The 19,323-nt window shown below is 58.9% G+C and carries 19 protein-coding genes; 9 read left to right on the top strand and 10 right to left on the bottom strand.

Annotated elements, in window-relative coordinates; genetic code table 11:
- Nucleotides 1–98: 98 nt before the first annotated feature.
- From E5180_RS04055 to E5180_RS04040, 4 genes are read right to left on the bottom strand one after another with little or no spacing between them, the layout of a single operon-like run.
- Nucleotides 99–1,142 carry a sensor histidine kinase gene (locus E5180_RS04055; protein ID WP_138923268.1) on the bottom strand — a complete coding sequence of 348 codons (1,044 nt, stop codon included), beginning with the start codon at nt 1,140–1,142 and terminating at the stop codon, nt 99–101.
- A 2-nt stretch (nt 1,143–1,144) separates the two neighbouring features.
- Nucleotides 1,145–1,666 carry a gamma carbonic anhydrase family protein gene (locus E5180_RS04050; RefSeq protein ID WP_138923267.1) on the bottom strand — a complete coding sequence of 174 codons (522 nt, stop codon included), beginning with the start codon at nt 1,664–1,666 and terminating at the stop codon, nt 1,145–1,147.
- On the bottom strand, nt 1,663–2,304 hold the full coding sequence (gene gmk, locus E5180_RS04045) for a guanylate kinase (RefSeq protein WP_138923266.1): 642 nt from the start codon (nt 2,302–2,304) through the stop codon (nt 1,663–1,665). Before gmk ends, E5180_RS04050 begins: the two co-directional genes overlap by 4 nt.
- Nucleotides 2,305–2,307: 3 nt before the next feature.
- Nucleotides 2,308–3,198: a YicC/YloC family endoribonuclease gene (locus E5180_RS04040; protein ID WP_138923265.1), complete on the bottom strand. Its 891-nt coding sequence runs from the start codon at nt 3,196–3,198 to the stop codon at nt 2,308–2,310.
- Nucleotides 3,199–3,460: 262 nt separating this feature from the next.
- Here E5180_RS04040 and E5180_RS04035 point away from each other — a divergent pair, with 262 nt between their 5' ends.
- Nucleotides 3,461–4,129 carry a PAS domain-containing protein gene (locus E5180_RS04035; protein ID WP_138923264.1) on the top strand — a complete coding sequence of 223 codons (669 nt, stop codon included), beginning with the start codon at nt 3,461–3,463 and terminating at the stop codon, nt 4,127–4,129.
- 90 nt (nt 4,130–4,219) lie between these two features.
- On the opposite strand, the gene E5180_RS04030 is transcribed toward E5180_RS04035, so the two are convergent.
- Nucleotides 4,220–5,590, bottom strand: coding sequence for a class II 3-deoxy-7-phosphoheptulonate synthase (locus tag E5180_RS04030; protein WP_138923263.1), 1,371 nt, complete (start codon nt 5,588–5,590; stop codon nt 4,220–4,222).
- Nucleotides 5,591–5,793: 203 nt separating this feature from the next.
- Between E5180_RS04030 and E5180_RS04025 the strand changes: the two genes are divergently transcribed.
- On the top strand, nt 5,794–6,798 hold the full coding sequence (locus E5180_RS04025; RefSeq protein ID WP_138925110.1) for a GlxA family transcriptional regulator: 1,005 nt from the start codon (nt 5,794–5,796) through the stop codon (nt 6,796–6,798).
- Here the strand turns inward: E5180_RS04025 and E5180_RS04020 are convergent.
- A complete protein-coding gene (locus E5180_RS04020) occupies nt 6,795–7,841 on the bottom strand; it encodes a PQQ-dependent sugar dehydrogenase (protein ID WP_254700564.1) in 1,047 nt (348 codons plus the stop codon). The two genes, E5180_RS04025 and E5180_RS04020, sit on opposite strands and share 4 nt — an antisense overlap.
- Nucleotides 7,842–8,048: 207 nt before the next feature.
- Here E5180_RS04020 and E5180_RS04015 point away from each other — a divergent pair, with 207 nt between their 5' ends.
- From E5180_RS04015 to E5180_RS03990, 6 genes are all read left to right on the top strand, one after another.
- On the top strand, nt 8,049–9,239 hold the full coding sequence (locus E5180_RS04015) for an ABC transporter substrate-binding protein (protein WP_138923261.1): 1,191 nt from the start codon (nt 8,049–8,051) through the stop codon (nt 9,237–9,239).
- Nucleotides 9,240–9,329: 90 nt separating this feature from the next.
- On the top strand, nt 9,330–10,109 hold the full coding sequence (locus E5180_RS04010) for an ABC transporter ATP-binding protein (RefSeq protein ID WP_138923260.1): 780 nt from the start codon (nt 9,330–9,332) through the stop codon (nt 10,107–10,109).
- Nucleotides 10,110–10,242: 133 nt separating this feature from the next.
- Nucleotides 10,243–11,064: an ABC transporter ATP-binding protein gene (locus E5180_RS04005; RefSeq protein WP_138923259.1), complete on the top strand. Its 822-nt coding sequence runs from the start codon at nt 10,243–10,245 to the stop codon at nt 11,062–11,064.
- Nucleotides 11,065–11,067: 3 nt separating this feature from the next.
- Nucleotides 11,068–11,514, top strand: a complete 447-nt coding sequence (locus tag E5180_RS04000) for a hypothetical protein (protein ID WP_254700526.1) — start codon at nt 11,068–11,070, stop codon at nt 11,512–11,514.
- Nucleotides 11,514–12,524, top strand: a complete 1,011-nt coding sequence (locus tag E5180_RS03995; protein WP_093732301.1) for a branched-chain amino acid ABC transporter permease — start codon at nt 11,514–11,516, stop codon at nt 12,522–12,524. Before E5180_RS04000 ends, E5180_RS03995 begins: the two co-directional genes overlap by 1 nt.
- Nucleotides 12,521–13,825, top strand: coding sequence for a branched-chain amino acid ABC transporter permease (locus E5180_RS03990; protein ID WP_138923258.1), 1,305 nt, complete (start codon nt 12,521–12,523; stop codon nt 13,823–13,825). The genes E5180_RS03995 and E5180_RS03990 overlap by 4 nt, the downstream gene beginning before the upstream one ends.
- Before the next feature lie 71 nt (nt 13,826–13,896).
- On the opposite strand, the gene E5180_RS03985 is transcribed toward E5180_RS03990, so the two are convergent.
- The gene (locus E5180_RS03985; protein ID WP_138923257.1) at nt 13,897–15,447 is read right to left on the bottom strand and encodes a helicase HerA-like domain-containing protein; all 1,551 of its coding nucleotides are present in this window, start codon (nt 15,445–15,447) and stop codon (nt 13,897–13,899) included.
- Nucleotides 15,448–15,967: 520 nt separating this feature from the next.
- Between E5180_RS03985 and E5180_RS03980 the strand changes: the two genes are divergently transcribed.
- Nucleotides 15,968–16,615, top strand: coding sequence for an invasion associated locus B family protein (locus E5180_RS03980; protein WP_254700525.1), 648 nt, complete (start codon nt 15,968–15,970; stop codon nt 16,613–16,615).
- 95 nt (nt 16,616–16,710) lie between these two features.
- Here the strand turns inward: E5180_RS03980 and E5180_RS03975 are convergent, their stop codons facing one another.
- The 3 genes from E5180_RS03975 to lpxD are packed head-to-tail and all read right to left on the bottom strand — an operon-like array spanning nt 16,711 to nt 19,312.
- Nucleotides 16,711–17,919: a beta-ketoacyl-[acyl-carrier-protein] synthase family protein gene (locus E5180_RS03975; protein ID WP_138923256.1), complete on the bottom strand. Its 1,209-nt coding sequence runs from the start codon at nt 17,917–17,919 to the stop codon at nt 16,711–16,713.
- Between the two features lie 3 nt (nt 17,920–17,922).
- A complete protein-coding gene (locus tag E5180_RS03970) occupies nt 17,923–18,180 on the bottom strand; it encodes an acyl carrier protein (protein ID WP_138923255.1) in 258 nt (85 codons plus the stop codon).
- A gap of 34 nt (nt 18,181–18,214) precedes the next feature.
- Nucleotides 18,215–19,312: a UDP-3-O-(3-hydroxymyristoyl)glucosamine N-acyltransferase gene (gene lpxD / locus E5180_RS03965; protein WP_138923254.1), complete on the bottom strand. Its 1,098-nt coding sequence runs from the start codon at nt 19,310–19,312 to the stop codon at nt 18,215–18,217.
- Nucleotides 19,313–19,323 lie beyond the last annotated feature (11 nt).

Genomic DNA, 19,323 nt, shown 5'->3' with positions numbered 1-19,323 from the left:
AGCAATAGGCAAGCGACACTGAGCTTTTGTGACAGTCATGTTACAGTTTTATGACGCTGGCGGAAATTGTAAATTATTTTGGACCGAAACGTGGCATTTCACGCCGCATCCAAGGGTAAAATCACCGCAAACCGCGACCCATCTCCCAGATCAGAGGTGATTTTCAACCGCCCCCGATGCCGATTCAGGATATGTTTTACAATTGCCAACCCCAAGCCTGTCCCGCCAATCGCGCGACTGCGGTGGCTGTCGGCGCGGTAGAACCGTTCGGTCAGTCGCGGCAGGTGAACCGGATCGATTCCCGGTCCGTGATCGCGGACCGTGACCCGTACTGCGGGGCCTCGTAACGACGGGTCACGCAATGTGGTCTCTACCGAGATTTCGACCTCTTTTCCCACCCCACCGTATTTGATGCCGTTCTCAATAAGGTTCGTGAACACTTGCAACAGCTGGTCCGTGTCGCCCATCAGCGGCAGCGGATCGTCCCCCATCGTGGCCACAAGCGTCACGTCTGCCTCTACGGCCAAGGGGTTAAGATTGCGCATGGTCGATTGCAGCACGTAGCGCAGATCGACCTTGTCTGTCGGGCGCACCCGTTCGTTTGATTCAACCCGTGACAGCGACAGCAGATCCCCGACCAGCCGGTTCATGCGCTCGGCCTCTCCGGTCATGATGGTCAAAAACCTGTCCCGCGCGGGCGCATCGTCTCGCGCAGGGCCACGCAGCGTTTCGATAAACCCCATCATCGCGGTCAGCGGTGTGCGCAGCTCGTGGCTGACGTTGGCGACAAAATCGCGGCGCATCTGGCTGGCGTTGGTAACTTGGGTGATGTCCTGAAAGCTGAGCAAGACATAATTCATCCCCGTCACCTTGCGCACATGCACCCGAAAGGTCGTGTCATTGCCATTGTCGCTTGCCAGATACTGCGCCTCGCGCGGGGTGTCGTCCTGCTGGCATTGCTCGACCGCGTCCACCACCGCCGGTTGACGCAGGACGTTGATAAAGTGACGGTCCAGCGCACCCCGCCCCAGCAGAGCTTCGGCAGGCGCGTTCATCGCAACGATACGTTCGGCACGGTCAACGGCCAGCGTTGGCAAAGGCAGCGCTGCCAGCAAGTCCGGCAGATGCGGGCGCAGCACCATGGTCAGACAGGTTTAAGCTGGCTGGCAAAACGTCGCGCATTGTCTTGGTAGTGTTTCGCGCTGGCGGTCAGACCGGAAATCGCCGCCGCGTCCAGTTCACGCACGACCTTGCCCGGTGCCCCCATCACAAGCGATCCGTCGGGGATCACCTTGTTTTCAGTGATCAACGCCCCTGCCCCGATCAAGCAGTTCTTGCCGATCTTGGCCCCGTTCAGGATCGTGGCCCCCATTCCGACCAGCGAATTGTCACCGATGGTACAGCCGTGCAGCATGACCTTGTGACCGATGGTGCAGTTTTCCCCGACGGTCAGCGGGCAGCCAGGGTCCGTATGGAATACGCAGTTTTCCTGCACGTTACTGCCTTTGCCCACGAGAATAAGCTCGTTATCGCCGCGCAGCGTGCAGCCGAACCAGACAGAGGCCCCTGCTTCAAGCGTCACATTCCCGATGACATTCGCATCCGGGGCGACCCATGTATCTGCGTGTACCTGCGGGGTGATGTCGGCCAGTGCGTAGAGCGTCATTTCGTGTCCTCGAATTCTGATTGCAATGCGCGCACATGATCCACCAGTTTCGGTTGCTGCGAAAGGCGCAATCTTTCGGCGGTGATGATCGACTTCAGCTTTGCCTCTGTCACTGTCAGGTCGTCATTGACCAGCACGTAGTCATAGCCGTCCCAGTGGCTGATCTCGTCCCAGCTTTTCTCCATCCGCAGGGCAATGGTATCGGGGGCATCCTGCCCACGGGTTTCCAGACGGCGGCGCAGTTCCTTGATTGACGGCGGCAGGATAAAGATCGATAGCACATGCTGCTTGAGCGTCGAGTTGCTGATCTGCTGTGCGCCTTGCCAATCCACGTCGAACAACACGTCGCGGCCGCTGTCGATGGCCTTTTGCACCGGTCCCTTGGGCGAGCCGTAATAGTTATTGAAGACCCGCGCGTGCTCCAGCATGTCACCGTCGTTCACCATGGCGCGGAAATCATCTTCGGCAGTGAAGAAATAATCCTTGCCGTCCACCTCGCCGACACGCGGGGCGCGGGTTGTGGCCGAAACAGAAAACTCAAGCGAGGTATCCCAATCGCGCAGCTTGCGCGCCAGCGTGGATTTTCCAGCACCGGAGGGCGAGCTGAGGATGATCAATAGGCCGCGTCGGTCGCTCATGTCTTACTCCACATTCTGCACTTGTTCGCGCATCTGGTCTATCACCGCCTTCAACGCCAGCCCGATCTGGGTCAACGCCGTGTTTTGTGCCTTGGCGCACAGTGTATTTGCCTCGCGGTTGAATTCCTGCATCAAGAAATCTAGCTTGCGCCCCACGGCCCCGTCCTGCGCCAACAGCGCGCGGGCGGCACCCACATGGGCGTGCAGGCGGTCTATCTCTTCGGTGATATCGGATTTGACCGCGATCAGCGCCAGTTCCTGCGCCAGCCGGTCTGCATCCACGCCATCAGCATTGTCCAGCACCCGTGCAAGATTGCGCTGGAGCGTCTGCGCCACCTCTGTCTTGCGCGTCTCTGCCAGCGTTGCCGCTTGTGCCGTCAGTTCCTCGACTTCTGATAGTTGCGCCTCTAGCACCCGCCCCAAGGCTGCTCCTTCACGGGCGCGCATGTCGTTAAAGTCCTCGAACACCGCAGGGAACTCGGCCAGCAGCGTCGCACAAAGGGCCGCCACGTCATCCACCGTCGTCGCCTGTTCCAGCACGCCGCGCATGGTTACGATGTCCGTCGCTTTGGACGGCGCCAGCGAGATACCCGCGTCCATCGCGCGTGCTTCGATCTGGTGCAGCGCGTCTAGAACGGCCTCAAGCTGATCTGCGTTCACCGTCAATGCGCCGCTGCCGTCCTCGCGGGTAATCCGCAGATTGCAGGTAACATTGCCGCGGGCGATGGCAGTGGTCAGTTGCTTGCGCAGACCTGCCTCGAGCCCGTCGATCCAGTCCGGCACACGCAGCCGCAGATCAAGCCCCTTGCCGTTGACCGACCGGAGTTCCCAGCCCCAGCTATGCGGGCCGGACGCCCCACTTGCCGAGGCAAAACCCGTCATCGAACGTATCATGGCATGGTCCTTGTCGATTGCGATCTTTGCGCGCCTTAAAAGCGAAAGAACCAAATGGGGCAAGTAAAAAGCCATTCCCGGTCCGCTGGCGGGTTTTGGAAGCCCGATATACCCGTTTGCATTCTGCGTGAAGCTTAATGGTCTGTTAACCAAGTTTACTGTTTTATCTACAAACCACCGCTAATTTGACTAAACCCTTTGGAATTCTCTTGGCACCGCACTGCCGATACTTCGACCGCGACGATTGCAAAAAGGCTGCTTTATGACACATCTTCCCCCTTTGGGCGACCATCCCCAACTCGAACCACGTCGCAGCATGCCGCCGTTTTCCCCTGCAATGTCAGAGGTGCATGCCTATTGGCAGGGTCTGTGCCGTGGTCAGCCGGTTCCGTTCCGGTCCCAGGTCGACCCATCCGAAATTGCCAGCTTGCTGGATCGTGCCTTTGTGCTTGAGCGAAAGCGATCCGAGGTCGCCCGCTTTCGCATTGCGGGATCCCATCTATGCGATGCTATGGCGATGGACCTGCGCGGGATGCCGATGATTTCGCTATTCGACCCGCATGAGAGACGCCGGTGCAGTGATTGGCTTGATCAGATCCTCGCTCAGCCCGCGATTGGGGAAATGACGCTCATTGGTCAGGATTTCACCGTTCACGCCCGCATGCTGGTGCTGCCGTTGCGCAGCGACATGGGTCAAATCGACCGGATGCTGGGCTGCCTGGAGCTTACGTCAAATGCCGGCGCGCACCCGGGCTTCTATAAAATCGGTGATCTGGCCACTACGGCGATCCCACGCCCCCCACGGGCCTATTTGACCCACGATACATGCGCGACGGCCACCGATGGGTTTGCCGACCCCGCCGCCGGTTTCACCACGCATGGCCCGCGTCCGCGTCCGTCCTATCTGCGGCTGGTCAAGTCTGACGTTTAAAAACGACCACACTAGTCAAGCCCTCTGCTCAATGAAAAAAGGCCGCGCATTTTCCATGCACGGCCTTTAATTTTTCAACGTCTGCAGTGTTTATCCGACCGCTTTGACCTGCTGGCTGGACCGGCGTGCCGAAAGCTCCTCCGCGACGAGGAATGCGAGCTCAAGCGACTGACTGGCGTTCAAACGCGGATCACAGGCTGTGTGGTAACGATCTGACAGGTCTTCGTCCTGCACGGCGCGCACACCGCCGGTGCATTCGGTCACGTCCTGTCCCGTCATCTCGAAATGCACGCCACCGGGTACAGTGCCTTCGGCAGCATGTACCGCAAAGAATTCGCGCACTTCACGTAGGACGGAATCAAACGGACGGGTTTTATAGCCGCTCGAGGATTTGATCGTGTTGCCGTGCATCGCGTCACAGGTCCAGACGACGTTCGCGCCTTCTTCCTGCACGGTCTTGATCAAACGCGGCAGGTGTTCGCCCACATTACCAGCACCGAAACGCGCGATCAGGGTCAGACGACCCTCTTCGTTTTCAGGGTTCAGCTTGTGCATCAACAGCTTGAGGTCGTCGCTGGTCATGCTTGGGCCGCATTTCAGACCGATCGGGTTCTGCACACCGCGGGCAAATTCCACATGCGCGCCATCGGGTTGACGGGTGCGGTCGCCGATCCAGATCATGTGACCGGAACCCGCCAGCCATTTGCCGGTCTGGCTGTCCTGACGGCACAGCGCTTCTTCGTATTCCAACAGCAGCGATTCGTGGCTGGTATAATATTCCACCGATTGCAGCGTATGAGCCGTCTCGGATGTCACGCCAGCCGCTGCCATGAAATCAAGTGTATCTGAAATGCGGTTTGCGATCTCGCGGTATTTCTCTGCTTTTTCGCTTTCGGTAAATCCCAGGGTCCAGCCGTGCACCTGATGCACGTCCGCATACCCACCGGTCGAAAAGGCGCGGATCAGGTTCAACGTCGCAGCAGCTTGCGTGTAGGCGCGCAGCATCTTTTTCGGGTCCGGAATACGCGCCTCTGGTGTAAAGGCGAGCTCGTTGATGATGTCACCACGGTAGCTGGGCAGCTCTACGCCATCGACGGTCTCTGTCGCTGCGGAACGCGGCTTGGCGAATTGGCCTGCCATGCGGCCAAGTTTGATCACCGGCACTTTCGCGCCATGCGTCAGCACAATCGCCATCTGCAACATCACCTTGAAGGTGTCGCGGATCATGTCGCTGCTGAATTGCTCAAAGCTTTCGGCACAATCGCCCCCTTGTAGCAAGAACGCCTCGCCGCGACCGGCAGCCGCCAGATGCTTTTTAAGCCGCCGCGCTTCGCCTGCGAAAACCAACAATGGATAACGGGACAATTCAGCCTCGACCGCGCGCAGCGCGTCCTGATCAGGATAGTCGGGCATCTGGATCCGCGGTTTGTCGCGCCAGCTTGATTTTGTCCAATCGGTCATCATTTCTCTCCGAAGTCCGCAGCGCCCAGAGTGACAGGCGCAAAGAAGGTGAATGTGTGGTATATAAAGGTCAGGCTCAAGTGACCAGAACCGAAATTCAACCTATTGACCTTCGCCGCCGGTCATGGCCAAGTTTTCGGCAGGTTTTTGAGGGCATCGCCCGCTTTGCCCCGATGAATAACCCAAACCTGAAAGGCTGCGTGATGACTGACACCCGTCTGGCCAACCGCTTTCCCTCTGACTCCGAAAAGACACGTCGATTTGTCTTTGTGCTGTTGGAAAACTTTACGCTGCTGAGCTTTGCATCGGCGGTTGAATGCCTGCGCATTGCCAATCGTATGTCTGGGCGCGCGGCCTATGACTGGCGCTTGATCGGTGAAGACGGCGGGCGCGTACGCTGTTCGGCGGGGGCGGAATACACGCTGGATGGCAGCCTGGACGAACTGCGCCGCGAAGATACACTGGTTGTGTGCAGCGGTATCAACGTGCAGGCAGCGACCACGAAGAAACTGCTGGGCTGGCTACGCCGCGAGGCCCGCAAGGGCATGATGGTCGGTGGCCTGTGTACCGCCGCCTTTACGCTGGCCAAGGCCGGTTTGCTGGACGGTAAAAAGGCCACGATCCACTGGGAGAACCAGGATAGCTTTAGCGAGGATTTCGAGGACGTAATCCTGACCAAATCGGTCTTTGTGGTGGACGGGAACCGGATGACAACAGCGGGCGGGACGTCGTCGATCGATCTGATGCTCAAGCTGATTGCCGATGATCTGGGCGAGGATCTGGCGAATGCTGTCGCTGACCAGTTAATCTACAGCTCCATTCGTACCGACCAAGACACGCAGCGTCTGTCCGTGCCGACGCGCATCGGCGTGCGCCATCCCAAACTCGGGCAGGTCATCCAGATGATGGAGGCCAATATCGAAGAGCCGATCAGCCCTTCGTCGCTCGCGCGCGATGTGGGCATGTCCACGCGGCAGTTGGAGCGCCTCTTTCGTCGGTATCTTAGCCGCAGCCCCAAGCGTTATTACATGGAACTACGTCTGCAAAAATCCCGCAACCTGCTGATGCAAACCGATATGAGCGTGATCAATGTCGCGCTGGCTTGTGGCTTTGCGTCCCCGTCGCATTTCTCAAAGTGCTACCGTGCACATTATGATACGACACCCTATCGTGAACGCGGGTCTCATGCGGCCAGGCCGGTCGCCTAATCTGTGCCGATCCGGTAGACCGCGCAGTTCCCGACCGAAATAAACCAGATCGCGCCGTCCGGTGCTTCGACAATGTCGCGCACGCGTGCGGTTTCGGGGGTTTTGATCTGGGCGACCTCACGCAGCGGATCCCCCTTAAGGCGCGCGATGTAGTTGAACTTGAGCGACCCCACCAAGATATCACCGCGCCAGTCCGGAAACATCTTACCAGAATAAACCAGCAACCCCGAAGGGGCGATGGACGGGTTCCAGTAGTATGCGGGCTGTTCCATCCCTTCTTTCGTGGTGCCCTCGCCTATTTTCGCACCGGAGTAGTGCCGCCCGTACGAAATCACAGGCCAGCCATAATTCGCGCCCTTGCGCACGGCGTTAACCTCGTCCCCGCCGCGCGCACCGTGCTCTGACACCCAAAGTTCCCCGCTCGGGTCAAGCCCCGCCCCTTGCGGGTTGCGATGCCCGTAGGACCAGATTTCAGGCAGCACGCCGTCGCGCCCGACAAAGGGATTGTCCTGCGGCACGCTCCCGTCGCGGTTCACGCGGACGACCGATCCGTTGTGCTGGCCCAGATCCTGCGCCGCCGGACGGTCGCCGCGCTCTCCGATGGTGACGAACAGTGTCCCGTCACGCGCCTCTACGACGCGGCTGCCAAAGTGCTGCCCCTTGGACGATCCCCGCGACATGCTGAACAGATCACGCAGGTTTTCCAACCGACTGCCATCTGACGACAGCTCAGCGGCGGCGAGCGCGGTACCGGCCCCGCCGTCAAGCGCCTTGGCATAGGTTAGGAAAAGGGTCCGGGTCGTGTCAAAGTCGCGCGCGAGGGTGATATCAAGCAAACCACCCTGCCCTGCATCCACAACCTGCGGCGTGCCCGCGACCTCATTAATGGTACCCTCACGGGCGCGCAGCAACCGGCCATCGCGTTCAGTGATAAGCACATCACCTTGCGGAAGCACCGCCAGCGCCCATGGGGTATCCAGCCCTGAAACGCGCTGTTCAATCGTCATCTCTTGCGCAAAAACGTATGGCGTACCAAAGACCATCGCGCCAAAAGTCAGTGCCAACACGCGTTTCGCTGCCCTGCAGATCATGGCTTTCTCTCCTGATAAAACCCTTTGATGTAAACCTAGAACAGACAGCGCTTTGATCCACATCGTCTTGCGCCGGTTTACCTAGGGATAACGCTTTTCTTTTTTCAAATCGGCGCATAGGTTCTTTTGCAGAACACGATGTTCAACAGGGAGAATAATATGAAAAAGATGCTTATGGCCACAACGGCTGCAGCATTGCTGGCCACCAACGCCTATGCCGATGCACACAGCAAAGATGTGAAGCTCGGCGTGATCTTTGGTTTCACCGGCCCGATTGAATCGCTGACCGGTATCATGGCGTCCAGCGCAGAGCTCGCCATGAAAGAAGTCACCGACAGCGGCATGCTGATGGATGGGGCCACGGTCACGGCCTCGCGCGCTGACACGGGCTGCGTGGACAACGCGCTTGCTGTATCCAGCGCCGAACGTTTGATCGCCGAAGGGATCAACGGCATTGTGGGCGCGGCCTGCTCTGGCGTGACTGGTGCGGTCTTGCAAAACGCTGCCTTGCCAAACGGAATGGTGATGATCTCGCCCTCTGCCACGTCCCCCGGCCTTACGTCGATGGAAGACGACGGCCTGTTCTTCCGCACCGCGCCTTCGGACGCCCGTCAGGGTGAAGTCATGGCCGACGTGCTGATGGAAGAAGGCATCAAACAGGTCGCAGTCACCTATACCAATAATGACTACGGAAAGGGTTTGGCAGACGCATTCCAGCAGGCCTATGAAGCCGTTGGTGGTACGATCACCATTTCCGCCGCCCACGAAGACGGCAAGGCCGATTACTCTGCCGAAGTTGGCGCGCTGGCCTCTGCCGGTGGCGACCGTCTTGTTGTGGCGGGTTATGTCGATCAGGGCGGCTCTGGCCTTGTGCGTGCAGCCATCGACGCTGGTGCGTTCGACACATTCCACTTCCCCGACGGGATGATCGCGGCGAACCTTGAAAACAACTTTGGCACCGAGCTGGACGGTTCTACCGGCCAGCACCCCGGCACCGACAGCCCCGGCGCTGACAAATTCACCGCGCTTGTCGACGGTGCGTTTGACACGACATCGCCTTTCGCCCCCGAAAGCTATGATGCAACCGCGCTGCTGATGCTGGCAATGCAGGCCGCGGGCTCCACGGATCCGCAAGTCTATAAGGATCAGATCATGTCGGTGGCCAACGCCCCCGGCGAAAAGATCTATCCCGGCGAACTGGGCAAAGCGCTTCAGATCCTCAAGGACGGTGGCGAAGTCGATTATGACGGCGCAACTGCGGTGGAGCTGATCGGACCCGGCGAATCTGCTGGCAGCTATCGTCAGATCAAGATCGAAGGCGGCAAAATCACGACGGTTCAATACCGCTAACATCACATAACATGACAGAAAACAGCCCGCTGCACTGCAGCCGGGCTGTTTTTGCAACGGGGCTTGGGCTCTGCACGGGGAGACATAGTAATGATCGTCGTAGACGACATCCATAAACATTTCGGCGGGTTTCACGCCGTGGACGGTGCCAATCTGACCATTGGCAAAGGCACGATCACCGGCTTGATCGGCCCGAACGGTGCGGGCAAAACCACGCTGTTCAACGTCATCGCCGGCGTGCTCAAGCCCACGTCGGGCCGTGTAACCATGGACGGCGAGGATATCACCGGCCTGCCCCCGCATACGCTGTTTCACAAGGGGTTGCTGCGGACCTTCCAGATCGCCCATGAATTTTCATCCATGAGCTGCCGCGAGAACCTGATGATGGTGCCCGGTGATCAGGTCGGCGAAACGCTGTGGAACACATGGTTCGGACGCAAGCGCATTGCCGATCAGGAACGCGCCCTGCGCGCCAAGGCGGACGAGGTGCTCGAGTTTTTGACGGTCGAACATCTGGCCGAGCAAAAGGCGGGGCAGATTTCGGGCGGTCAGAAAAAGCTGCTAGAGCTGGGGCGGACCATGATGGTCGACGCGAAAATCGTGTTTCTGGACGAAGTCGGTGCCGGTGTGAACCGCACGCTGCTGAACACCATCGGCGACGCGATTATCCGCCTGAACAAGGAACGCGGCTATACTTTCGTCGTGATCGAACACGACATGGATTTTATTGGCCGCTTGTGTGATCCGGTGATCTGTATGGCCGAGGGCAAAGTTCTGGCTCAAGGTACCCTGCCCGAAATCAAAGCAAACGAGCAAGTGATCGAGGCCTATCTGGGCACCGGGCTCAAGAACAAGGCTGTGTCAGCATGAGACGCACGCGGACTGCATCGCCCCTCTGTGCGGGACTAGCCCTGCCGCAGGCAGCAGCGGCTTGGACAGGCGAAAATTCCTGTGACGCGACGGTCCCCTGTGGCGGCCTTGATACCGAAAGAAAGAAACTGACATGAGCAACCCATATGGCGATCGGGGCAACAAGGACCTATCGATCGCGAACCCCAAAGGCCAAGGCACCGCGCAACCTGTCAAAACCGGCGGCAAGAGCCACCCCGCGCCGGGCGGGCCGTTCTTGATCGGTGACACGATGACGGGTGGCTATGGCAAGGGGCCAGATATTCTGCACGGATGTACAATCGCTGTCGAAAGAGGCGAGATCGCAGTCATTGTCGGCCCCAATGGCGCGGGCAAGTCCACCGCGATGAAGGCCGTGTTCGGCATGCTGGATGTCCGACAGGGTCATGTGCGTCTGGACGGCGAAGACATAACCGCCCTGTCACCGCAGGACCGTGTGGCCAAGGGGATGGGCTTTGTGCCGCAAACCTCAAATATTTTCACCTCGATGACCGTCGAAGAAAACCTCGAGATGGGGGCCTTCATCCGCCGCGATGATTTCCGCGATACAATGGCGCAAGTCTATGACCTGTTTCCGATCCTCAAGGAAAAACGCTATCAGCCAGCGGGTGAGCTGTCGGGCGGCCAACGTCAGCAGGTGGCCGTGGGTCGCGCGCTGATGACCCAACCCAAAGTTCTGATGCTGGACGAACCTACCGCCGGTGTCTCGCCGATCGTGATGGACGAACTGTTTGACCGTATCATCGAAGTCGCCCGCACCGGCATTCCGATCCTGATGGTCGAACAGAACGCCCGTCAGGCGCTCGAGATTGCGGATAAGGGATATGTTCTGGTGCAAGGGGCGAACGCCTTTACCGGTACAGGCAAAGAGCTTTTGGAAGATCCCGAAGTTCGCAAATCCTTTTTGGGGGGTTAAGCGATGCGATGGACCCTTCCACTGGCCCTTATCGCCTATGCCGAGCCAGCCTTGGCACAGCAAAGCACCGACGCGGCACCGCCTGCCCCAGCGGCCGGCACTGTTTCAACAGCACCGCCAGAGCCGTTTCAGCAAACCATCGCCATCGGCTGCCGCTTTGTCTGGGAGTGCGTCGAAAACGAACCCTGCACAGAGACAGAGTTCACCCCCGACGTCACCGGCACTGCAGGCGGCGCATCTGCTGATGCGCTGGCGGTTCAATCACAAATGGTCAGCGACGCCGAAACCGTCACTCTGACCGGCACGAAACAGGATAAGGCGCTGTCCCTGATGGGCGGCGGGTTTGACGCCCGCCACCTGCTCAGCATCGCCGCCGACGGGGCTGCCCGTTACACCGTGCATTATGCTGATGGGCCTATCGCCATCAGCTATCTAGGGACATGCAAATAATGGATTTACTCAACGCTTTCGTCGCCTTGGCCAACTATGTGCTGGTCCCGGGCATTGCTTACGGGTCGCAACTGGCGCTTGGCGCGCTTGGGGTGACACTGGTTTACGGCATCTTGCGGTTCTCGAACTTTGCCCATGGCGATACCATGGCGCTTGGGGCCATGTCGGCAGTGCTGATCACGTGGGGGTTCCAGTCGCTGGGGCTGAGCCTGGGGGTCTTGCCGACCGCACTGCTGGCCCTGCCATTCGCGATCATCATCACCATCGGACTGCTGCTTGGCACCGACAAGCTGGTCTATAGCTTCTACCGCGAAAAGAAGGCCAAGCCGGTGATTTTCGTCATCGTCTCGTTGGGGGTGACTTTCGTCTACAACGGCATCACCCGCTTTATCATCGGCGCAGAGGATCAACGCTTTCTGGATGGGGAACGCTTCATCATCTCGGCGCGGGACTTCAAAGAGATGACCGGTCTCGAAGAAGGGCTGGCGATCAAGACCACCCAAGGGCTGACGGTTGTCACGGCTGTCATCGTCGTTGCCGCGCTGTTTTGGTTCTTAAACAAGACGCGGTCGGGCAAATCCATGCGCGCCTATTCCGACAACGAGGATCTGGCGCTGCTGTCGGGCATCAACCCTGAACGGGTGGTCATGATCACATGGATCATCGTCGCCTGCCTTGCGACCACCGCGGGCGTGCTTTACGGGCTGGACAAGTCCTTCAAACCCTTCACCTATTTCCAACTGCTGCTACCGATTTTCGCCGCCGCCATCGTGGGCGGGCTTGGCAGCCCCATCGGAGCAATTGCAGGCGGTTTTGTCATCGCGTTTTCCGAGGTGACAATCACCTATGCGTGGAAGAAAGTGTTCGGCTACCTCGCGCCCGAGGGGCTTGCCCCCGACGGATTGGTCCAGCTTCTGTCCACCGACTATAAATTCGCCGTCAGCTTCGTGATCTTGTTGATCGTGCTGCTGTTCAAACCCACAGGTCTATTCAAGGGGCAATCGGTATGAACGAGACAGTCAAAAACACCGGCCTTTTCGCCATCGTCGCGGTTCTGATCGTGCTGACCGGCGTGACCCAAAGCTGGAACGCCGCGCTGCTGATCATTGCGATGGGGCTGATTTCAAGCATCATGGCGCTTGGGGTAAACCTGCAATGGGGCTTTGCAGGGCTTTTCAACGTGGGCATCATGGGGTTTGTGGCACTGGGTGGTCTCGCCGCTGTGCTGATTGGTATGCCCCCCTCCGAAGGGGCTTGGTCCGCGGGCGGCTGGGGCATTGTCGCCGCCTTGCTAATGGGGGCTGCGACGATCCTGCTGGCGGTTCAAGTGATGAAGCGCATGGCCAAGGGCTGGCTCCGCACGCTTGTCGTGCTGGCGGTGCTGGTTGGCGGGTTCTTTATCTTTCGCGCCCTGCTCGACCCTTCGGTCAGCGCGGTAGAGGCCGTGAGCCCTGCCACCACAGGTTATCTCGGGGGGCTTGGCCTGCCGGTGATCTTTGCCTGGCCGGTTGGCGGGCTGTTTGCCGCCGGGGCTGCCTGGCTGATCGGAAAAACCGCCCTTGGGCTGCGGTCGGATTACCTTGCGATTGCCACCTTGGGCATCGCGGAAATCATCATCGCTGTGCTCAAGAACGAGGACTGGCTATCGCGCGGCGTCAAGAATGTTATCGGCATCCCACGCCCTGTGCCCTATGAGATCGACCTGCAAAACGACGCGGGTTTTGTGGCACAAGCGGCTGGGTTCGGGTTCAACCCTGTGGAAGCGTCGACGCTTTGGGTCAAGTTCCTGTACGTCTGCCTGTTCGCCGTGGTGCTGCTGGTGCTCATGTGGCTGAGCCAGCGGGCACTGAATTCGCCATGGGGACGGATGCTGCGCGCGATCCGCGATAACGAAGTTGCAGCCGAAGCCATGGGCAAAGACGTTACCGCAAGGCATTTGCAGGTGTTCATCCTCGGCTCAGCCATTTGCGGCATCGCGGGGGCGATGATGACCACGCTGGATGGCCAGCTGACGCCCGGATCCTATCAGCCGTTGCGGTTCACCTTCCTGATCTGGGTCATGGTGATCGTCGGCGGTTCTGGCAATAATCTGGGGGCCGTGTTGGGGGGCTTTTTGATGTGGTACCTTTGGGTGATGGTAGAACCCATGGGCCTGTGGCTGATGCACCTGGTGACCGCGGGCATGTCTGATGGCTATTGGCTAAAAGACCATCTGATCGACTCCGCCGCCCATATGCGGTTGATGACCATGGGCGCAGTGCTGCTGCTGGTACTTAGGTTCAGCCCGCGCGGATTGATCCCCGAGAAGTAAAAGAATAGGCCTTATCCCCTGCGGGATAAGGCCTGCCTTCGGCGAGGATTTAGGTCCAATTGGAAGGGGCGTTAACGTCCTTTGAACAACCCGCCCAGAATACCACGCACGATGCGGCGGCCGGTTGTCCCCTTAAGCTCTTTGATCACCACGCTTGCGATGGCACCACCAAAGCTGTCATCTGGCTTCGTGCTGCGTTTCGATGTGGATCGTGTCACCCGTTTGCCAGCATAACGCCGCGCTGCGTTGAATTCGCGCAGGGCCGGCGATGTATCTTCGGCTTCCGCTTGCTCTTCGGCCTGTGCCGCCTCTTTCGCGGCGTCCTCTGCCCGTTTGGCCAACATTTCGAAAGCCGAGGCGCGGTCGAGGCGGGTGTCGTATTTCCCGGCCATCGGGCTTTGCGCCATCAGGGCAGCGCGGGTGACAGGATCAAGGGGGCCAAGCTGCGACGACGGCGGGCGGATCAAGGTCCGCTCGACAACACCGGGTATCCCCTTTTTCTGCAGCATCGACGTGACCGCTTCGCCCACGCCGACCTCGCGGATCGCTTCTTCGGTCTCGAAACGCGGGTTGTCGCGGTAGGTTTGGGCGGCGAGGCGCAGGTTTTTGCGGTCTCGGGCGGTAAAGGCGCGCAGGGCATGCTGGATACGGTTGCCCAACTGGCCAAGGATATCTTCGGGTACGTCGGCGGGGTTTTGCGTGATGAAATACACCCCCACCCCTTTGGAGCGGATCAGACGCGCCACCTGTTCCACCTTATCTACCAGCGCTTTAGGGGCATCATCGAACAGCAGATGTGCTTCGTCGAAAAAGAAGACAAGTTTGGGTTTGTCCGGATCACCAACCTCGGGAAGTTCCTCGAAAAGTTCGGACAGCAGCCATAGCAGAAAGGTCGCATAAAGTTTTGGGGCTTGCATCAGCTTGTCAGCGGCGAGGATGTTGATAAAGCCGCGCCCGTCCGTGTCGGTTCGCATCAGATCACTTAGCGTCAGTGCAGGCTCACCAAAAAGGTCAGCCGCCCCTTGGTTTTCAAGGACTAGGAGCCGCCGCTGGATCGCGCCCACGGACGCCGCAGACACATTGCCATAGCGCAGCGCCAACGTAGAGGCGTTCTTGCCGATCCAGACCAGCAAGGATTGCAAATCTTTCAGGTCCAGAAGCGGCAAACCGTCTTCGTCGGCGACACGATAGGCAATGTTCAAAATGCCCTCTTGCGCCTCGGTTAGGTCCAACAGCTGCGCCAGCAGCAACGGGCCCATCTCCGAAATCGTCGTCCGGACGGGATGGCCCTGTTTGCCGTACATGTCCCAGAAGGTCACAGGGAAAGCGCTGTAGTCGAAATCGTCAAAACCGATGGTTTGCGCGCGCTCGGAAAAGGGGGTGTGCAACTTGTGGCTGGCGGATCCGGCCTGCGCGAGGCCTGATAGATCGCCCTTTACGTCGGACAAGAACACCGGCACGCCAGCGGCAGAGAAGCCTTCGGCGAGGATTTGCAGCGTGACCGTTTTGCCCGTGCCCGTCGCCCCCGCGATCAGACCGTGACGGTTGGCATAGCCGATGTTGAGAAATTGTTTGGTCGCATAGGCTTCGCCACCCCCGCCGATGAAAATATCATTTGTCACGTATTTAAGTCCTTTTAGGCCAATAGCCTGCAGTCAAAGTGCAGGGAGAGCATACAAACTTAACCTTTTCACACCATAGTGATTTTGTCGTCGGTCGTGATGTCCTTTTCGTATCGGCGACACTTCCTCCCTGTCAGACTTGGCCGTGCCTTCGGGTGCGGCCCTTTTTCATTTTGGACAGGTTCACCGGTCTGAAACGATTGTGATATTTTATGTTGACGGTTCATCAATGCTTTCGTAACGTGCCCTTAATAAGTCGGCCAAGTCCGACGGGGAGAACGAAGAACAGGGAAAAGGGCGCTATGCGTCCTTTTTTCTATTTAGCCCCCTGCGATTGGCTAGCATTGCCATAACCCCCGATGAAATAGGCGAAATTTTGCCTTAAATCAGGATCGTTTCACCGCTATCATCCTGACATTGGCATTGGCGCATGGTAGATGGCGTCGAATTTAACTGATTTGGAACGAGCATGAAAAAGTATATCACACTTCTCCCTCTTTGCGCGGCGATGGCTCTGACTATGCCCGTTTCCGGTTATGCACAAACTGCAGCCACGGAAACACCCGCAGCAACAGACGCTCCGGAAACGACTGCGCCGACGGCACCAACCGCTGAAGCGGTGCCCTCGACCGAAGAGAACACCACCACCGGCAGCAGCACAGATGTGCAATCGCAGCTCAGCCTTGGTGAAGACTCTGACGGTGAGCCGACCCTTGGAAAGCCCTACACCAAAGAAGTGATCGGTGCGTGGGAAATGCGCTGCATCAAGACCGAAGAAGAGGTCGACCCCTGCCAGATGTATCAGCTGATGGATGATGGCCAGGGCGCACCTGTTGCCGAATTCTCGTTGTTCCGTCTGCCAAGCGGCGGCAAGGCAACGGCAGGTGCCACGGTTGTTGTACCATTGGAAACGGCCCTGCCCTCGCAAATGACCCTGACCGTCGATGGTGGCAAAGCCCGCCGTTATCCTTTCGCGTTCTGTAACCCCGTTGGCTGCTATGTGCGCATGGGTCTGACCGATGCCGACGTTGCCGCATTCAAGCGTGGCAAGGAAGCGGTGATCACGATTGTGCCCGCGCTGGCCCCCGACCAGAAGGTTGAACTGGCCTTGTCGCTTGACGGGTTCACAGCCAGCTTTGACAAATCCTCGATTGTTGAAAACAAGTAAGTCTTTGGTTGGTCATCTGGCCCCCTGAGTTACAAAAGCCGCCTCTGACCGAGGCGGCTTTTTTTATACGTCGACGTTTGGGTATTCTCGCGTGTTCAGATTGCGCGCAGGGCCAGCACCGCGTTCATGCCGCCAAAGGCAAAAGCATTGGACAGCGCGACAGTAACCCGCGCATCCCGTGCGATATTGGGCACAACGTCCAGCGCACAGTCGGGGTCGGGTTCTTCGTAGCCGATGGTCGGGGCGATCACCCCATCACGCAGCGCCATGATGCAGGCCAAAAGCTCTACCGCGCCGGTGCCACCGATCAAATGGCCGTGCATCGACTTGGTTGAACTGATCATCAGCCTATCCGCATGGGTCCCAAAGACATCCGCTACCGCTGCGCATTCGGTCTTGTCATTGGCCATCGTGCCGGTGCCGTGCGCGTTGATATAGCCCACCTCGTCAGGGTTGATCCGCGCGTCCTGCAACGCGCCTTTGATGGCGCGTGCGGCCCCTGCCTTGGAGGGCATCACAATATCTGAAGCATCCGATGTCATCGCAAACCCCGATACCTCACACAGGATTTCTGCCCCTCGGGCACGCGCGTGGTCGTAGTCCTCGAATACAAAGATTCCGGCCCCTTCGCCCTGCACCATCCCGTTCCGATTGGCCGAAAACGGGCGGCAGGCGTCGCGTGACATCACGCGCAGACCTTCCCACGCTTTGACGCCGCCGAAACACAGCATGGATTCCGATCCGCCCGTAACCATGACCGGTGCCATGCCGCTGCGGATCATTGAAAAGGCCTGCGCCATTGCGTGGTTTGATGATGCGCAAGCGGTAGAGACGGTGAACGACGGCCCCTTAAGGTGATGCTCCATGCTGACGTGGCTGGCTGCGGCGTTATTCATCAGACGTGGCACGACAAAGGGATGCACGCGGTTTTTTCCCTCGGCATAGACCGCGCGGTAGTTATCGTCCCACGTGCTAACCCCGCCGCCTGCCGTACCAAGCACAACGCCAGATTTTGCGGCAAGCTCTCCTGCGAAAACAAGCCCCGACTGGGTAATCGCCTCGTTGGCGGCGGCCAGCGTGAATTGGGTGAACCGGTCATAGAGCGCAATTTTTTGGCGGTTGTGCTGGCTTTCACCGTCAAACCCGTGCACCTGACCGCCGATCTGGATCGACAGCCGTTCCACGTCACGAAACGCAAGCGGCCCGATACCGCAGACCCCGTTGCGCATGGCCTCAAGCGTATCGGGCACGTTCAACCCCAAAGGATTGACCGTGCCCGCGCCCGTAATGACGACCCGTTTCACGCGTCAGGCCTGCTCGGCGCGCAACCGTTCCACCCCTGCGACGATGCTCGCAACGCTAGAGATATCAAACCCCGTAGCATCCGGCTGGTTCGCATTGAACGGAACCGTGACATCAAAGGTTTCTTCGATCGCAAAGATGCTTTCGACGATGCCCATGCTGTCGATGCCCAGACTGTCCAGCGTGCTGTTCATGCTCACATCCGATGGCGTCAGAAACGCTTGATCGGCAATGATGCTGATGACTTGATCTTTGATGTTCATCCTAAGTCTCCGTCAGAGCGGGCCGCGGACGACCCTAGCTTGTTTCACTGTCTTTGGAGCTGCCCATCTGGGATTTTAACGCCGCCACATCGCGAAGCAAGCGCGGCAAGCGACGCAGCGCCTTGTAGCCTTCGATCTGTTTGCCCATTTCCGTCGCGGGATAGCCCAGCAAGGACCGTCCTGCTGGCGCGTTCGACAGGATCTTGGTGCCGCCACCCGCGATCACACCGTCGCCGATGGTGATGTTGTCGCTGACACCCACCTGACCGCCAAGCACGACATTATCGCCAATCGTCACGGAGCCCGCGATGCCAACCTGACCACAAAGCAGACAGTTCTTGCCCACCACAACGTTGTGGCCCAAATGCACGAGGTTATCGAGCTTGGTGCCGTCGCCAATCGTGGTGTTGCGAATGGTGCCGCTATCCACCGTGCAGTTCATCCCACATTCCACGTCATTCCCGATGGTCACACTTCCAAGCGTGTGAATACGGGTCCATTGTTGCGCTTTTGTGTCGCCGCGATCGCCAAGGGTCTTGCGGGTCTGCTCAACTGTGCTGGGTTCGGCTGTCACAAAGGAAAACCCGTCGCCGCCGATACGCGCGCCTGGTTGTGCGATGAAATCGTCGCCGATGCGGACCCGAGCACCGATGCTGACGTGATCCCGCAGATAGGCGTTCTTGCCCAGAACCGCGTCTGTTCCGATGTAGCATTGCGGCCCGATGACAGAGCCAGCGCCGATCTGCGCACCTGCCGCCACAATTGCCAGCGGCCCTACGGATACATCGTCTGCCAGCTGTGCTGTCGGGTCAATGACGGCAGAGGGGTGGATATCCGTCCCAAAGCCCTGCCCCGGGTCCATCATGCGGGTCAGTCCCGACATGGCAAAACGCGGACGGTCAGGCAGGATCGCCGCCTTCAATCCCATCCCTTGCCAGTCGGCATCGGGCCAGAGCATGGCAGCACGCGCCGCGCCGTCTGACAGGAATTGCGCGTATTTGGGGCTCATGGCGAGCGCCAAATCGTCGGGACCCGCGTCCGCTGGCTCTGCCAGTTTGGCAATGTACATGGACGTATCGCCGACCGCTGGCAAGCCAAGCGCGTCGGCGATCTGTTGGATGGTATAGGTCATATGCGGTCTCC

Source organism: Sulfitobacter sp. BSw21498 (assembly GCF_006064855.1).
In the GTDB taxonomy this organism is placed as follows: Bacteria; Pseudomonadota; Alphaproteobacteria; order Rhodobacterales; family Rhodobacteraceae; genus Sulfitobacter.
The sequence above is the reverse complement of the archived record's forward strand: the minus strand, read 5'-3'. Positions and strand labels throughout refer to the sequence as shown.

Excerpts from the sequence above, each read along its gene's own strand:
- E5180_RS04055 (WP_138923268.1), bottom strand. The coding sequence starts at position 1,142 with ATGGTGCTGCGCCCGCATCTGCCGGACTTGCTGGCAGCGCTGCCTTTG.
- E5180_RS04050 (WP_138923267.1), bottom strand. The coding sequence starts at position 1,666 with ATGACGCTCTACGCACTGGCCGACATCACCCCGCAGGTACACGCAGAT.
- gmk (WP_138923266.1), bottom strand. The coding sequence starts at position 2,304 with ATGAGCGACCGACGCGGCCTATTGATCATCCTCAGCTCGCCCTCCGGT.
- E5180_RS04040 (WP_138923265.1), bottom strand. The coding sequence starts at position 3,198 with ATGATACGTTCGATGACGGGTTTTGCCTCGGCAAGTGGGGCGTCCGGC.
- E5180_RS04035 (WP_138923264.1), top strand. The coding sequence starts at position 3,461 with ATGACACATCTTCCCCCTTTGGGCGACCATCCCCAACTCGAACCACGT.
- E5180_RS04030 (WP_138923263.1), bottom strand. The coding sequence starts at position 5,590 with ATGACCGATTGGACAAAATCAAGCTGGCGCGACAAACCGCGGATCCAG.
- E5180_RS04025 (WP_138925110.1), top strand. The coding sequence starts at position 5,794 with ATGACTGACACCCGTCTGGCCAACCGCTTTCCCTCTGACTCCGAAAAG.
- E5180_RS04020 (WP_254700564.1), bottom strand. The coding sequence starts at position 7,841 with ATGGTCTTTGGTACGCCATACGTTTTTGCGCAAGAGATGACGATTGAA.
- E5180_RS04015 (WP_138923261.1), top strand. The coding sequence starts at position 8,049 with ATGAAAAAGATGCTTATGGCCACAACGGCTGCAGCATTGCTGGCCACC.
- E5180_RS04010 (WP_138923260.1), top strand. The coding sequence starts at position 9,330 with ATGATCGTCGTAGACGACATCCATAAACATTTCGGCGGGTTTCACGCC.
- E5180_RS04005 (WP_138923259.1), top strand. The coding sequence starts at position 10,243 with ATGAGCAACCCATATGGCGATCGGGGCAACAAGGACCTATCGATCGCG.
- E5180_RS04000 (WP_254700526.1), top strand. The coding sequence starts at position 11,068 with ATGCGATGGACCCTTCCACTGGCCCTTATCGCCTATGCCGAGCCAGCC.
- E5180_RS03995 (WP_093732301.1), top strand. The coding sequence starts at position 11,514 with ATGGATTTACTCAACGCTTTCGTCGCCTTGGCCAACTATGTGCTGGTC.
- E5180_RS03990 (WP_138923258.1), top strand. The coding sequence starts at position 12,521 with ATGAACGAGACAGTCAAAAACACCGGCCTTTTCGCCATCGTCGCGGTT.
- E5180_RS03980 (WP_254700525.1), top strand. The coding sequence starts at position 15,968 with ATGCCCGTTTCCGGTTATGCACAAACTGCAGCCACGGAAACACCCGCA.
- E5180_RS03970 (WP_138923255.1), bottom strand. The coding sequence starts at position 18,180 with ATGAACATCAAAGATCAAGTCATCAGCATCATTGCCGATCAAGCGTTT.
- lpxD (WP_138923254.1), bottom strand. The coding sequence starts at position 19,312 with ATGACCTATACCATCCAACAGATCGCCGACGCGCTTGGCTTGCCAGCG.